This is a genomic window from Actinomycetospora sp. (assembly GCF_036497585.1).
Classification (GTDB): Bacteria; Actinomycetota; Actinomycetes; order Mycobacteriales; family Pseudonocardiaceae; genus Actinomycetospora.
In genome coordinates this window covers 34,619-48,009 of the sequence record NZ_DASXJD010000124.1, presented here as the reverse complement: position 1 = coordinate 48,009, position 13,391 = coordinate 34,619, and the positions used below count along the sequence as shown (strand labels likewise).

General features: G+C 74.1%; 13 protein-coding genes. 6 read left to right on the top strand and 7 right to left on the bottom strand.

Annotated elements, in window-relative coordinates; genetic code table 11:
* Positions 1-109 precede the first annotated feature (109 nt).
* Positions 110-2,218, top strand: coding sequence for a prolyl oligopeptidase family serine peptidase (locus VGH76_RS12480; RefSeq protein ID WP_331557001.1), 2,109 nt, complete (start codon positions 110-112; stop codon positions 2,216-2,218).
* 3 nt (positions 2,219-2,221) lie between these two features.
* On the opposite strand, the gene VGH76_RS12475 is transcribed toward VGH76_RS12480, so the two are convergent.
* From VGH76_RS12475 to VGH76_RS12450, 6 genes are all read right to left on the bottom strand, one after another.
* A complete protein-coding gene (locus VGH76_RS12475) occupies positions 2,222-2,599 on the bottom strand; it encodes a DUF3037 domain-containing protein (RefSeq protein WP_331557000.1) in 378 nt (125 codons plus the stop codon).
* Positions 2,596-3,366: a HipA family kinase gene (locus VGH76_RS12470; RefSeq protein WP_331556999.1), complete on the bottom strand. Its 771-nt coding sequence runs from the start codon at positions 3,364-3,366 to the stop codon at positions 2,596-2,598. The genes VGH76_RS12475 and VGH76_RS12470 overlap by 4 nt, the downstream gene beginning before the upstream one ends.
* A 29-nt stretch (positions 3,367-3,395) precedes the next feature.
* Positions 3,396-3,896, bottom strand: a complete 501-nt coding sequence (locus VGH76_RS12465; protein WP_331556998.1) for a GNAT family N-acetyltransferase — start codon at positions 3,894-3,896, stop codon at positions 3,396-3,398.
* Positions 3,893-4,135, bottom strand: coding sequence for a hypothetical protein (locus tag VGH76_RS12460; RefSeq protein ID WP_331556997.1), 243 nt, complete (start codon positions 4,133-4,135; stop codon positions 3,893-3,895). The genes VGH76_RS12465 and VGH76_RS12460 overlap by 4 nt, the downstream gene beginning before the upstream one ends.
* A 60-nt stretch (positions 4,136-4,195) precedes the next feature.
* Positions 4,196-5,473, bottom strand: a complete 1,278-nt coding sequence (locus tag VGH76_RS12455) for a HAMP domain-containing sensor histidine kinase (protein ID WP_331556996.1) — start codon at positions 5,471-5,473, stop codon at positions 4,196-4,198.
* 227 nt (positions 5,474-5,700) lie between these two features.
* A complete protein-coding gene (locus VGH76_RS12450; RefSeq protein ID WP_331557028.1) occupies positions 5,701-6,366 on the bottom strand; it encodes a response regulator transcription factor in 666 nt (221 codons plus the stop codon).
* A gap of 73 nt (positions 6,367-6,439) precedes the next feature.
* On the opposite strand from VGH76_RS12450, the gene VGH76_RS12445 reads away from it, so the two are divergent.
* From VGH76_RS12445 to VGH76_RS12425, 5 genes are all read left to right on the top strand, one after another.
* Positions 6,440-7,498, top strand: a complete 1,059-nt coding sequence (locus VGH76_RS12445) for an outer membrane lipoprotein carrier protein LolA (protein ID WP_331556995.1) — start codon at positions 6,440-6,442, stop codon at positions 7,496-7,498.
* Positions 7,499-7,524: 26 nt separating this feature from the next.
* Positions 7,525-8,493 carry an ABC transporter ATP-binding protein gene (locus VGH76_RS12440; RefSeq protein ID WP_331556994.1) on the top strand — a complete coding sequence of 323 codons (969 nt, stop codon included), beginning with the start codon at positions 7,525-7,527 and terminating at the stop codon, positions 8,491-8,493.
* The gene (locus VGH76_RS12435) at positions 8,490-9,353 is read left to right on the top strand and encodes an ABC transporter permease subunit (RefSeq protein ID WP_331556993.1); all 864 of its coding nucleotides are present in this window, start codon (positions 8,490-8,492) and stop codon (positions 9,351-9,353) included. The genes VGH76_RS12440 and VGH76_RS12435 overlap by 4 nt, the downstream gene beginning before the upstream one ends.
* A 50-nt stretch (positions 9,354-9,403) precedes the next feature.
* Entirely contained in the window at positions 9,404-9,811 is a 408-nt protein-coding gene (locus tag VGH76_RS12430) for a VOC family protein (protein ID WP_331556992.1), read from the top strand.
* Between the two features lie 359 nt (positions 9,812-10,170).
* Positions 10,171-10,323: an RGCVC family protein gene (locus VGH76_RS12425; protein ID WP_331556991.1), complete on the top strand. Its 153-nt coding sequence runs from the start codon at positions 10,171-10,173 to the stop codon at positions 10,321-10,323.
* Between the two features lie 187 nt (positions 10,324-10,510).
* Here VGH76_RS12425 and VGH76_RS12420 read toward each other — a convergent pair whose 3' ends face one another.
* A complete protein-coding gene (locus tag VGH76_RS12420) occupies positions 10,511-13,390 on the bottom strand; it encodes a vitamin B12-dependent ribonucleotide reductase (RefSeq protein WP_331556990.1) in 2,880 nt (959 codons plus the stop codon).
* Between the last annotated feature and the right edge of the window lies 1 nt (position 13,391).

The window sequence follows — 13,391 nt, the reverse complement described above, 5'->3', positions numbered from 1 at the left end:
ACCCGCCCCGCCCGCATCGCTCGAACTTATGTTCGAGAGACTAGCGGGACCCTCTGACACTCTGGGGCGCCTGATCGGCACGGCGCCCGCCGGTGGGCAGACTGGACGCGTGACCTCCACGCCTGCCCCGACCGAGACCAGCACCGACGACCCCTACCTCTGGCTCGAGGACGTCACCGGCGACGAGGCCCTGGACTGGGTCCGAGCCCGCAACGGCGAGAGCCTGGGGGTGCTGGCCGAGGGCGAGCGGTTCACCGCCCTGCGCGACGGGCTGCGCGCCGTCCTGGACTCCGACGACCGCATCCCCTACACCCGCCGTCGGGGAGAGCTGCTCTACAACTTCTGGCAGGACGCCGAGCACCCGCGCGGCCTGTGGCGGCGCACCACCCTGGACTCCTACCGCACCGGCGACCCCGACTGGGAGCTGTTGCTCGACGTCGACGCGCTCGCGACCCGGGAGGACGAGAACTGGGTCTGGGCGGGCGCGGGCGCGCGCTGGCCGGACTACACCCGCGCGCTCGTGCAGCTCTCCCGCGGCGGCGCCGACGCGACCGTGGTCCGCGAGTACGACCTCGAGGCCAAGCGCTTCGTCCCGGAGTCCGAGGGCGGGTTCGCGCTGCCCGAGGCCAAGAGCCGGATCTCGTGGATCGACGACGACACGGTGTTCGTCGGGACCGACCTGGGGCCCGGGTCGATGACGACCTCGGGCTACCCGCGCGTGATGCGCCGCTGGACGCGCGGCACCCCGGTCACCGAGGCCCCCGTCGTGTTCGAGGCCGCCGAGACCGACGTGTCCGCCTTCGCCGGGCACGACCACGCCGTCGGCTTCGAGCGGGACGTCGTCGGGCGCAGCCCCGACTTCCACACCAGCGAGGAGTTCGTGCTGCGCGCCGACGGCACCCGGGTGCTCGTCGACGTGCCCCCGGACGCCGACACCGAGATGGAGCGGGCCTGGCTGCTGGTCCGGACGCGGTCGGCGTGGACCGTCGACGGCACCGAATATCCGGCGGGCACCCTGCTCGCGTTCGGTGCCGAGGACTTCCTCGACGGCGGACGCGAGCACACCGTCCTCTTCACCCCGACGCCGAGCCGATCGCTCGCCGGCTGGGCCTGGACGAAGACCCACCTCATCCTCACCCTGCTCGACGACGTCGCGACCCGGCTCGAGGTGCTCACGCCGCCCACGGGCCCCGAGCAGGCGACGCCCGGCGACTGGCCCCGCCGTGAGCTGCCCACCGGCGACGACTTCTCCGTCGTCGGGGTGGTCGGGGTCGACCCGGACGAGAGCGACGAGGTCTTCCTCGACACCGACGGCTTCACCCGGCCCTCGACGTTCTTGCGCACCGAGATCGGTGACATCGCCGAGCAGGACGCCCCGCTGGAGACGCTGCGCTCCGCGCCGGAGTTCTTCGACGCCACCGGGGTCACGGTCCGGCAGTTCTTCGCGACCTCCGACGACGGCACGCAGGTGCCCTACTTCGTCGTCGGGAAGGAGCGTTCGACCCCGGGTCCGGTGCTGATGACCGGCTACGGGGGGTTCGAGATCTCCCGGACGCCGTCGTACTCCGGGGTGATGGGACGCGGCTGGATCGAGGCGTCGCCGGAGCAGGGCTGGGACGGCGGGATCTACGTCGTCGCGAACATCCGCGGCGGCGGCGAGTACGGCCCGGAGTGGCACACCTCGGCGCTGCGCGAGCACCGTCACCGGGCCTACGAGGACTTCGCCGCGGTGGCGCGCGACCTGGTGGCGCGGGAGATCACGACGCCGGGTCGGCTCGCGATCCACGGCGGGTCCAACGGCGGCCTGCTCATGGGCGTGATGATCACGCGGTACCCGGAGCTGTTCGGGGCGGTGGTGGTGATGGTGCCGCTGCTGGACATGCGGCGGTTCCACCTGCTGCTCGCGGGCGCGTCGTGGATGGCCGAGTACGGCGACCCCGACGACCCCGACGACTGGGCCTTCCTCTCGGGCTACTCGCCGTACCAGAAGCTGGCGCGCGGGGCGTCCTACCCGTCGATCCTCGTGACGACCTCGACCCGCGACGACCGCGTGCACCCGGGGCACGCGCGGAAGTTCGTCGCACGGCTGCGGGAGTACGGGCACCCGGTGGAGTACTACGAGAACGTCGAGGGCGGGCACGGCGGCGCGGCCGACAACGCGCAGCGGGCCTTCCAGTGGGCGCTGGTCCTGGAGTTCTGCCGCCGCCAGGTGGGCTGAGCCTCAGACGAGACGCGCCAGCAGGCGGTCGGCCTCGGCGTCGGGGTCGGCCGTCAGCCCGGTGTGCACCGGCCCGGGCTGCACCACCGTCGAGCGCGGCGCGGTGAGCCAGCGGAACCGCTCCCCCGCCGACAGCACGCCCGCCGGCCCCTCCCCCGCCACGGTGCGCGCCCACGCGTGCACCGCCGTCGCGACCTCCTCGACGTCGAGGTCCGGCGCCAGCGCCGCGAGGCGCGCCCGGTCGAGCGCCAGCCGGATCGTCAGGTGCACCTCGTGACGGCAGTAGAGCAGCACCCCGACGTTGACGCACTCGCCGCGGTCGACGCGCGGTACCACCTTCAGGGCGGCCCACTCGTAGGTGTTCTTCGGGGTGGCCGTCACGGCACCCACGCCCGCTCGGTCAGCCGCGCCAGCAGGTGCTCGACGTACCCCTCGCGGGCCGCCGCGACCGAGTCGAAGAACGTGTCCTCGGCCAGCCACTCCTCGGGCACCGCCGCCGCGACCGCCTCGAGCGCCCCCCGCGTCACCATCGGCGCCAGCGCCCCGTCGGCCGCCGCCCGCGACGCCGTCGTCGTGAAGGGCGCCAGCACGTGGTCGGAGGCGTCGTAGGCCCGCCCGACGACGCCGGCCGCGCGCGCCCACGAGTGGTGGAAGTACAGGCAGGCGCCGTGGTCGATGCACCAGAGGTCGCTCGAGGGGCGAGCGGAGCGACGGGGGAAGGAGGTCGGCCAGCGCAGCAGGTTGGGGTTACGCCAGGTGCGGTCGACGTTCTCGACGAGCGCGTCGAACCACAGCACCCGCGCGGCCTCGTCGGGGTCCACCCGGTGCGCCACCGGGTCGAACCCGATCGCGCCCGGCAGGAAGTCCATCCCCAGGTTCGGCCCGCCGGAGCGGGCGAGCAGCTCCTGGACCTCCCAGTCGGGCTCGGCGCGCGCGACGACGGGGTCGAGGTCGACGACGACGAGGTCGGGCACCCGCAGGCCCAGCGCGCGGCCCAGGCCGCCGGCGACGACCTCGGCGACGAGGGCCTTCACGCCCTGCCCGGCGCCGGTGAACTTGACGACGTAGGTGCCGAGGTCGTCGGCCTCCACCACCCCGGGCAGCGATCCGCCCTCGCGCAGCGGCGTCACGTAGCGGGTCGCGGTCACGCGCCGCAGCGTGGTGGCGGCCCCGGGCGTCACCGCAGGTCCAGCGCGTACCAGACCTGGGCATGGGGGTTGTCGTTGTACCGCGCGACCTCGACGAAGCCGGCGCGCTCGTAGAGGGTGCGGGCCTCGACGAGGTCGGCGCGCGAGTCGAGCACCAGCCGGGCGCACCCGCCGTCGCGGGCGCGACGGACGACCTCGTCGAGCAGCAGCTTGCCGACGCCGTGCCCGCGCACCGCCGGGGAGGTCCACATCCGCTTGAGCTCCGCGGCGTCCGCGGGGACGCCCGCGCCGCGCCAGCGCAGCCCGACGCAGCCCACGGCCTCGCCGTCGCCCTCGACCGCCACCAGGAACGTCCCGTCCGGCGCGACCAGCCCGTCGTTCGGGCTCTCGGCGGCGAACGCCGCCACCTCGTCGTCGGTCGCGGGCCGGCCCTGCATGCGGCCGATGACGTCGTGCAGGTAGCCGGACAGCGCGCCGAGCCCGGGCTCGACGTCGGGGTGGGCCTCGCGCAGGACGATCGTCGTGCTCACGGCCTCATTCTGCGACGCACACGCACCGTCAGGGACCCGGGGTCCATCCCCGAGTACATGTGCGGGAACAGGACGAGGTTGTCCTTGCGGGCGTTCAGCGTGCCGTGGCTGCGGAAGGCCAGCGTCGCGCCCGGCAGCGTGTAGCCGGACCCGAGGACGAACGACCCCAGGTCGAAGTACTCGTGCTCGCCCTGGACGGCGTGCGAGTGGAAGCCCTGCCGGTCGGTGCCCGCTGCCATGCCCCGACCTCCATGTCGACCCGATCGCGGCGTAGTGGGCGGGGTCGTCCGGGGACGGACTCAGCCGGCCGCGGGCCAGCGCACCGCGAGCCGGGCGCCGCCGTCGGGCGAGTCGCCCGCGCGGACGGACCCGCCGCGGCCCTCGACGAGCCGGGCCACGAGCGCGAGGCCCAGGCCGGCCCCGGCGGTGCCGCCCGTGGCGTCGAGCCGCGTGAAGCGGTCGAAGATCCGCTCGCGGTCGGCGGGCGGGATGCCCGGCCCGTCGTCGTCGACGACCAGGCGCACCCACCGGCCCGCGGGCACCGCGGAGACGTGCACGACGCTGCGCGCGTGCCGGCGGGCGTTGGCGAGCAGGTTGTCCAGGACCAGCCCGACCTCGGCGGAGGTCGCGGCCGCGCGGACCCGGACGGGAACCCAGACGGTGACCGCGACGGCGCCGTCGTCGTCCGGGGAGCGCGCCAGGGCCTCCCCGAGCGCGTCGGCGAGGTCCACCGGGACCGGCTCGCCGCGGACGCCGCCCTCGGCCCGGGCGAGCGCGAGCAGGTCCGCGACCAGGTCGGAGAGCCGCTGCGCGTCGCGGGCCACCGACCGCCATGCCTCCCGTTCCTCCTCCGACGAGCCCGGCGACGGGTGCGCGACCGCGACCTCGGCCTGCGCCCGCAGCGACGCGATCGGCGAGCGCAGCTCGTGGGCGGCGTCGTCGGAGAAGCGCCGGAGCCGGTCGACGGCGTCGTCACGGCGGGCGAGCAGGGCGTTGATCTCGACGGCGAGGGCGGCGGGTTCGTCCGCGGTCGACGGCACCGGGAGGCGCTGCCCCGGGCCGAGATCCCGGGCGGCCCGGCGCAGGCGGTCGACGGGGCGCAGCGCCGCCCCGCTCGCGAGCCACGCCGCGGCGGTGAGCGCGGCCGCCGCGAGGAGCACCCCCGGCAGGAACCAGCGGGCCGCGCCGGCCAGCATCACGACCGCGCCGAGCAGGTCGCGCGAGGCGAGCACGAGCCGGCGGGATCCGTCGGGCAGCGTCACCGGGACGGCCACCCAGCGGGTGAGCGGGCCGGCCGCGTCGTGCGCGCGGCCGGGCGGGCCGCCCGCGGTCACCGGCTCGCCCGCCGCGAGGCTGCGCGCCTCGGCGGGGTCGAGCGGGAGGGGGCCGCGGCCGTCGGTCGGGGTGCCCGCCACGTCGGTCACGCGGATCCCGGGCGGGGCCGGCGCTCCGCGGGTGACGGCGGCGCCCGCTGCGCTCGCCCCCTCCCGTAGCTCGCCGTCACCGGAGGTGGTCACCGCGGAGAGCAGCAGGCCGGCCCCGAGCCGGGCGAGCGCGGCGAGCACGACGACGGCCACGACCGCGACGACCAGCGTGATCCGGGTCCGCAGTCCGCGGCGGGCCCACCAGGCGCGGAGCCCACTCCGTGAGGAGCCGGCTGATTTCGACCGAAAGTGCCCTTCGGTCGGTCTATCCGGCAGGGGGTGCCCCTCGCCGGAATCCCGCTCCGCCGATGGTTCCGACCGAAGGTGCCCTTCGGTCGATCTATCCGACCGAAGGTGCCCTTCGGTCAGTTCTCCGCCACTCACGATGACGGCGGGTCGAGCCGGTACCCGCGACCGCGGACGGTGACGACGAGGTTCCCGGCCCCCACCGCGGCGAGCTTGCGGCGCAAGTAGCCGACGTAGACCTCGACGACGTTGCGGGCCGCGGCGCCGTCTCCCCACACGACGGCGAGCAGCTCGTCCTTGGTCATGGTGCGGCCGGGTCGGGTGGCGAGGGCGTGCAGCAGCGCCGCCTCCCGTCCCGAGAGCTCGACCTCGCGGCCCTCCCAGCTCGCGGTCCCCGCGCCCGGGTCGATGCAGAGCGGCCCCAGGACTACCCGCGCCGGCGCCGGACCGCGACGACGCAGCAGGGCCCGGAGCTGGGCCACGAGCACGACGAAGGAGAACGGTTTGACGAGGTAGCCATCGGCGCCGAGGTCGAGCCCGTCGGCCTGGTCGACCTCGCCGTCCTTGGCCGAGAGCATCAGCACCGGGGTCTCGACACCGCCCGCGCGCAGCCGCTCGAGGACGCGGTAGCCGGAGAGCCCGGGCAGCACGACGTCGAGCACGACGACGTCGAACGCGCCGCTCTCGGCCTGGGCGAGCCCGGCCCGGCCGTCGGCGACCGCGACGACGTCCATGCCCTCGGCGCCCAGCCCGCGGGTCAGGGCCGCGCGGACGCCCGGCTCGTCGTCGACGACCAGCACGCGCGGCACACCAGCGACGGTAGCGCCGGGAACACTGTGGGCGTCTCAGGGACGAACCCTGAGTATTGGCGCCATGAGCAGTCGGAAGCGTTGGGGCGCGGGTCTCGGGGGGATCGTCGCGGCCGGGGCGATCGCGATCGGGGTGGCCATCGCCCCGTCGGCCGCCGCCGCGCCGCCGCTGCCGCCGGTGACCCCGGAGGCGCTCGTCGCCTCGGTCATCACCGCGCAGCCCGGGCCGCTGAACGGCACCGTCACCGTCGACAACGAGCTGGGGCTGCCGGCCCTGCCGAACGCCCCGCAGCTGGGCAACGGCACCCAGACGGCCCGGGTGTGGTCGAACGGCGACGGCAAGGGGCGGGTGGCCCTGCCCTCCTCCCAAGGTGAGCGCACCCTCGTCTCCGACGGCACCACGCGGTGGTCCTACGACTCGACCGACCGCACCGCCACCAAGGCGCCCGCGCACCCCGCGAACGAGCCCTCCCACCCCGGGCGGCCCGGCGGGATCGACCCGCAGACCGACCCGACCGGCGCAGCCACGCAGATGATCGCCGACCTGCGCAAGACCAGCACCGTCGCCGTCGACGGCACCGCCGACGTCGCCGGCCGCTCCGCCTACCAGCTCGTGCTCACCCCGCTGCCGACCGAGCGCACCCTGCTGCGCGAGGTCCGCGTCGCCGTCGACGCCGAGAAGCGCATTCCACTGCAGCTCACCGTCCTCGCGACGGGGCAGCCGCAGCCGGCGCTGACGATCGGCTTCTCCGACATCACGTTCGGCCCGCAGGACCAGTCGCTGTTCACCTTCACCCCGCCGCCGGGCACGACCGTGAAGGACGCTCCGGCGCGGGGCCAGGGCGCGCACCCCGGTCCGCCGGCCGGTGCGCAGGCGCCGAAGGTGGTCGGTGACGGGTGGGACCGCGTCGTCATCGCACAGCGGCCCGCGAACCAGCCGAACCAGCCGGGTCGCCCCGACGGCTCCATCGACCTCAACAGCCTCGGCACCCCGGTCAGCGGTCCGTGGGGCCAGGGGCGCCTGATCACCACCGCGGTGGCGACCGCGATCGTCACCAACGACGGGCGCATCGCCGCCGGGGCCGTGCCCGAGCAGGTGCTCTCCGAGGCGCTCGGGCAGTGACGGCGTCGCCTGGAACCCTCGGCGTCGTGCCGCCACCCGAGGGACCCGTCCCCGACGCCGAGCCCGCCGCCCGCGTGCGGGGGCTGCGCAAGACCTTCGGGCGGGTGGTGGCCGTCGACGGGGTGGACCTCGACCTGCCGAAGGGGGCGATCGTCGGGATGCTCGGGCCGAACGGCTCGGGCAAGACGACGCTGATCCGGATGCTGCTGGGGCTCACCCGCCCGACCGCGGGGAGCGTCGAGCTCCTCGGCCGCCGCGGCGACGACCTGCCCGCCGCCCTGCCTGACGTCGGTGCGCTCGTCGAGGGCCCCGGGTTCCACCCGTTCCTCTCCGGACGCGACAACCTGCTGCGGGCGGCGGCGACGGAGCCGCGTCTCGACGGCGATCTGCGGGCGCCGGTCGACGCGGCGCTGGAGCGCGTCGGACTGGGCGGTGGGGCGAGCGGAGCGACGGGGGGAGGTGACGCCGCCCGCCGGCGCTACCGCGGCTACTCGCTGGGAATGAAGCAGCGCCTCGGCCTGGCAGCGGCGCTGCTGGTGCCGCGGCGGCTGGTGGTGCTCGACGAGCCCACCAACGGTCTCGACCCGGCCGGCACCCGCGACGTGCGCCGGGTGATCGCCGAGCTGCACGAGGCCGGGACGACCGTGCTGCTCTCGTCGCACCTGCTCGCCGAGGTGGAGGCGGTGTGCACCCACGTCGCGGTGCTGCAGCGGGGCACGCTGCTGGTCTCGGGTGAGCTCGCCGGCCTGCTCGACGGCGGGGCGGGCGAGCTCGTCCTCACCGTGGACGACCACGACGCCGCTCTCGACGCGCTGCGGGCCGCGGGCGCCGGTCCGTACGTGCGCGACGGCGGGGTGGTCGTCCCGGCCGGCACGCTGGAGCCGCCGGAGGTCGTCGAGGCGCTCGTGCACTGGGGGGTCGGCGTGTGGGAGGTCCACCGCCGCCGCGCCCACCTCGAGGAACTCTTCGCCCGGCTGACCGAGGAGGACACGTGAGCACCACCGTGGCGACCCGGGGTGCCGCTGCCACCCGCACCACCGCGCCCCTGAGCCGGCTCCTCGCGGCCGAGCTGCGGTGGGTGCTGCGCCGGCCGCGGACGCTGGTGGTGCTCGGGCTGCTCGCGCTCGTGCCGCTGGCGATCGCGATCGGGATCGCCACCACCGGTGGTCCGTCGGAGGGCCGGGGACCGGGGCTGGTCGCCCAGATCGCGGGCAACGGGTTCGTCCTGCCGGTCGTCGCGCTGGGTCTGTCGCTGGCGCTGCTCCTGCCGCTCGCGGTGGCGAGCGCGGGTGCCGACGCCATCGCGGGCGAGGCCGCCACGGGCACGCTGCGGGGTCTTCTCCTCGCCCCCGTCGGGCGGATGCGCCTGGTGGTGATGAAGGCGGCCGGGGTCGTGACGGTGGCGGTGCTCGCCGTGCTGGTCGTCGCGGTGGTCGGGATGATCGCCGGCACCGTGGTCGTCGGCGGCGCCCAGGGCACCCTCGTGACGCTCTCGGGCACGCAGCTCGGGATCGGCGAGGCGCTCGGCCGAATTGCGCTGGTCGCGGTGTGGACGGTGGGCCAGCTGCTCGCGGTGGGCGCGGTCGCGCTGGCGATCTCGACGTTCACCGAGCACCCGCTCGTCGTGCTCGCCTGTGTGCTCGGCGGCCTCATCGTGTTCGGGGTGCTCTCCGCGGTCCCCTCGCTGGACTGGTTGCAGCCGGTGCTGCTGACGACGGGCTTCTCGGCGGGCACCGATGTACTGCGCGACCCCCTGCCGCTCGGCGGGCTGGCGTCGTCGTCGCTGCGGGCGCTGGTCTACGTCGTGCTCGGTCTCGGGGTGACCCTCGCGCGGATGCGCCGCCGGGACGCCTGACCCGATCGGTCCTTGAGGCAGATCACGCGATCCCATTATCGTACCGAGGCATGAGCACCCCGACGGGCACGCCGACCACCGTCACCAACATCGGCGTCGTCATGTTCACGGTCGCCGACGTGGACGCCGCCATCGCCTTCTACCGGGACCGCCTGGGCTGGGAGCTGCGCGGCGACACGAGGTTCGGGGAGAACGGTGAGAACCGGTGGGTCGAGGTGGCCCCGCCGGAGTCGCTCACGCGGCTCGCGCTCAACCCGCCGATGTTCGACGAGCCGGGCGGGACCTCGATCGGCGTCGAGACCGCCGACGTCCTCGGGGAGCACCGGCGGCTGTCCGCGATCGGGGGCATCGACCTCGACCCCGAGCCGATGCAGACCCCCGGCGCGCCGTTGATGTTCATGCTGCGCGACCCCGACGGCAACCACGTCGTGGTCGTCGAGGCCCCGCCGGCCGGCTGACGGGCCGGGGCCGGGAAGGAGTGGGGAGGGTGGACGCACCTCCCCACCCCGCCCTGTCAGCCGCTCGATCAGGTCCTGGCGCCACGCCCCCGGTCACGCATCGTTGAGATGACCACGTCCTGACGGTCGCCGCGCGGCTCGGTGATCACCGGGTGGAGCCGGTCGAGGTGGGCCCCCACCCGCGCCCTGCGGAGTAGCGTTCCGGGTGTCGAGTGCTCCTCGCTTCTCCGGCGATCAACGCCGGGCGCCCCCGATGAACGACACCACGGCCGCCCGGCGGCCGGGAACGGCGGCGCCGACCATGCCGGACCCAGCACCCACGGCCGAGGCGCTCCCCGAGCCGATCGTGGCCGCGTCGCATGGATGAGCCCAAGCGGGGCCGCCACGAGCAGCGCACCGGGACGACGTGCCCCGCGTGCCCGCACCAGTGGGCCGAGCACGACGCACTGGGGCGTCGCTTCTGCGAAGCCACCCGTAACGGCGGCTGGAGCCGCGGCTGCATCTGTCGATGAGCCGGCGACCGCCCTGAGCGAGGCCCGACGCCGCCGCTGGTCGGGCGGCCGCCGGGCTCGGCGCGGTGCTCCGTCGCCACTGGCACCGGACACCTGTTCGAGAGGTGGGAGCTGTGCGGCGAGAGAGATCCCGTCAGCACTCAGGGCCGACCAGGGACGGCCGATGACGAGCCATCGCCGCGCGTCCTCAGCTGCAGCCGCTGGTGGAGCCGCAGCCCTCGCAGACGTAGCAGGAGCCGGCGGGGCGCATCTTCGTGCCGCAGGTCAGGCAGAGCGGCGCGTCGGCCGCCTTGCCCAGCTGCAGCTCGAGGAGCTCGGTGGAGCTGCCGACGGAGACGTCCGCCTTGCGGGTGCCGACCGGCTCCGCGTTAGCCACCTCGGCCGCCGCGTCGACCGTGGAGCGCAGTTCCTCGACGTCGACCGACCCGCCGGTGACGGGCGCGGCCGCCGGCGCCGAGCCGTAGTCGGCCTCGACCTGGGCGGAACGCTCGTCGGCCGAGAAGATGCCGAGCTGCGCCCGCTTCTCGTAGGGCAGGTGGTCCAGGGCGATCCGACGGAACAGGTAGTCGACGATGCTCGTCGCCATCCGCACGTCCGGGTCGTCGGTCATGCCCGCCGGCTCGAAGCGCATGTTCACGAACTTCGACACGTAGGTCTCCAGCGGCACGCCGTACTGCAGCGCGATGGAGATCGCCATCGAGAACGCGTCCATGACGCCGGCGAGGGTCGACCCCTGCTTCGACATCTTGACGAAGATCTCGCCGAGGCCGTCGTCGGGGTAGGAGCCCGCCGTCATGTAGCCCTCGGCGCCCGCGACGGCGAACGACACCGTCTCGCTCGGGCGCTTCTTCGGCAGCCGCTTACGCACCGGACGGTGGTCGGTGGTGGCCACCTCGGCACCGGTCGTCGACTCCGCGGTCGAGCCGCCCGGCTTGCCGGTGGAGAGCGGCTGGCCGACCTTGCAGTTGTCGCGGTAGATCGCGAGCGCCTTGAGCCCCAGCTTCCAGGACTCGAAGTAGATCTCCTCGACGTCCTCGACGGTGGCCCGCTCGGGCATGTTCACCGTCTTGGAGATCGCGCCGGAGATGAACGGCTGGACCGCGGCCATCATCCGGACGTGGCCCATCGGGGCGATCGCACGCTCGCCCATCGCGCAGTCGAACACCTCGTAGTGCTCGGGGCGCAGGCCCGGCGCATCCACGACGTGGCCGTGCTCGGCGATGTACTCGACGATCGCCTCGATCTGCTCGCCCTGGTAGCCGAGCGCGGCGAGCGCGCGCGGCACCGTCTGGTTGACGATCTGCATCGAGCCGCCGCCGACGAGCTTCTTGAACTTGACCAGCGAGAAGTCCGGCTCCACCCCGGTGGTGTCGCAGTCCATCATGAAGCCGATGGTCCCGGTGGGGGCGAGCACGCTGGCCTGGGCGTTGCGCCAACCGTTCCGCGCGCCGACCTCGAGACCGGTCTGCCACTGCTCGGTGGCGGCGCCGCGGATGCGTGCGTCCTCGCGGTGCAGCGTCCGGATCGCGTCGTTCGCGGCCGCGTGCTTGCGCATCACCCGGCGGTGGGCGTCGGCGTTGCGGGGGTAGCCGTCGTAGGGTGCCACCGCCCCGGCGAGCTCCGCCGAGCGGCGGTACGCGGTGCCGGTCATCAGCGAGGTGATCGCGGCGGCGAGGGCCTGCCCGCCCGCCGAGTCGTACGCGTGGCCGGTGGCCATGAGCAGGGCCCCGAGGTTCGCGTAGCCGATGCCGAGCTGGCGGAACGCCCGCGTGGTGTCACCGATCGCGTCGGTCGGGAAGTCCGCGAAGCAGATCGAGATGTCCATGGCCGTGATGACCAGCTCGACCGACCGCACGAAGCCGTCGACGTCGAAACGGCCGTCGTCGCCCAGGAACTTCATGAGGTTCAGCGAGGCGAGGTTGCAGCTGGAGTTGTCCAGGTGCAGGTACTCCGAGCACGGGTTGGACGCGGTGATGCGTCCGGACTCCGGCGAGGTGTGCCAGTCGTTGATCGTGTCGTCGTACTGCAGACCCGGGTCGGCGCACTCCCAGGCCGCCTCGGCCATCTTCCGGAAGAGGCCCTTGGCATCGACGGACTCGATGACCTCGCCGCTCAACCGGGCGCGCAGCCCGAACTCGCCGCCCGACTGGACGGCGCGCATGAACTCGTCGGACACGCGGACCGAGTTGTTCGCGTTCTGGTACTGGACCGAGGCGATGTCCGCACCACCGAGGTCCATGTCGAACCCGTTGTCGCGCAGCACGCGGATCTTGCGCTCCTCGGAGCGCTTGGTCTCGATGAACTCGGCGACGTCGGGGTGGTCCACGTCGAGGACGACCATCTTGGCCGCGCGCCGGGTGGCGCCACCGGACTTGATCGTCCCCGCGGACGCGTCGGCGCCGCGCATGAACGAGACCGGACCGGAGGCGGTCCCGCCCGAGGAGAGCAGCTCCTTCGAGGAGCGGATGCGCGAGAGGTTCAGGCCGGCGCCGGAGCCGCCCTTGAAGATCAGCCCCTCCTCGCGGTACCAGTTCAGGATCGACTCCATGGTGTCGTCCACGGAGAGGATGAAGCAGGCGCTGACCTGCTGCGGCGACGCGGTGCCGACGTTGAACCAGACCGGCGAGTTGAAGCTGAAGTACTGGTGCAGCAGCATCCAGGTCAGTTCGTCGGAGAAGACCTCGGCGTCGGCGGGGGTGGCGAAGTAGCCGTGCTGGCGGCCCGCCTCGGTGTAGCTGCGCACCACGCGGTCGATGAGCTGGCGCAGGCTCGACTCGCGCTGCGGCGTTCCCACGGCGCCGCGGAAGTACTTGCTGGTGACAATGTTGGTGGCGTTCGCCGACCACGTCGAGGGGAACTCGACCCCGCGCTGCTCGAAGTTGATCGAGCCGTCGCGCCAGTTGGTCATGACGACGTCGCGGCGCTCCCACTCCACCTCGTCGTAGGGGTGGTGCCCCGCGGTGGTGTGCACGCGCCCGATCGACAGCCCGCGGCCCGCGGCCGGACGGCCGGACGCTCCGTCCGCGGCGCCGCCCGTGCTCGTGTCGGACCCGACGGTTTCCGTCATC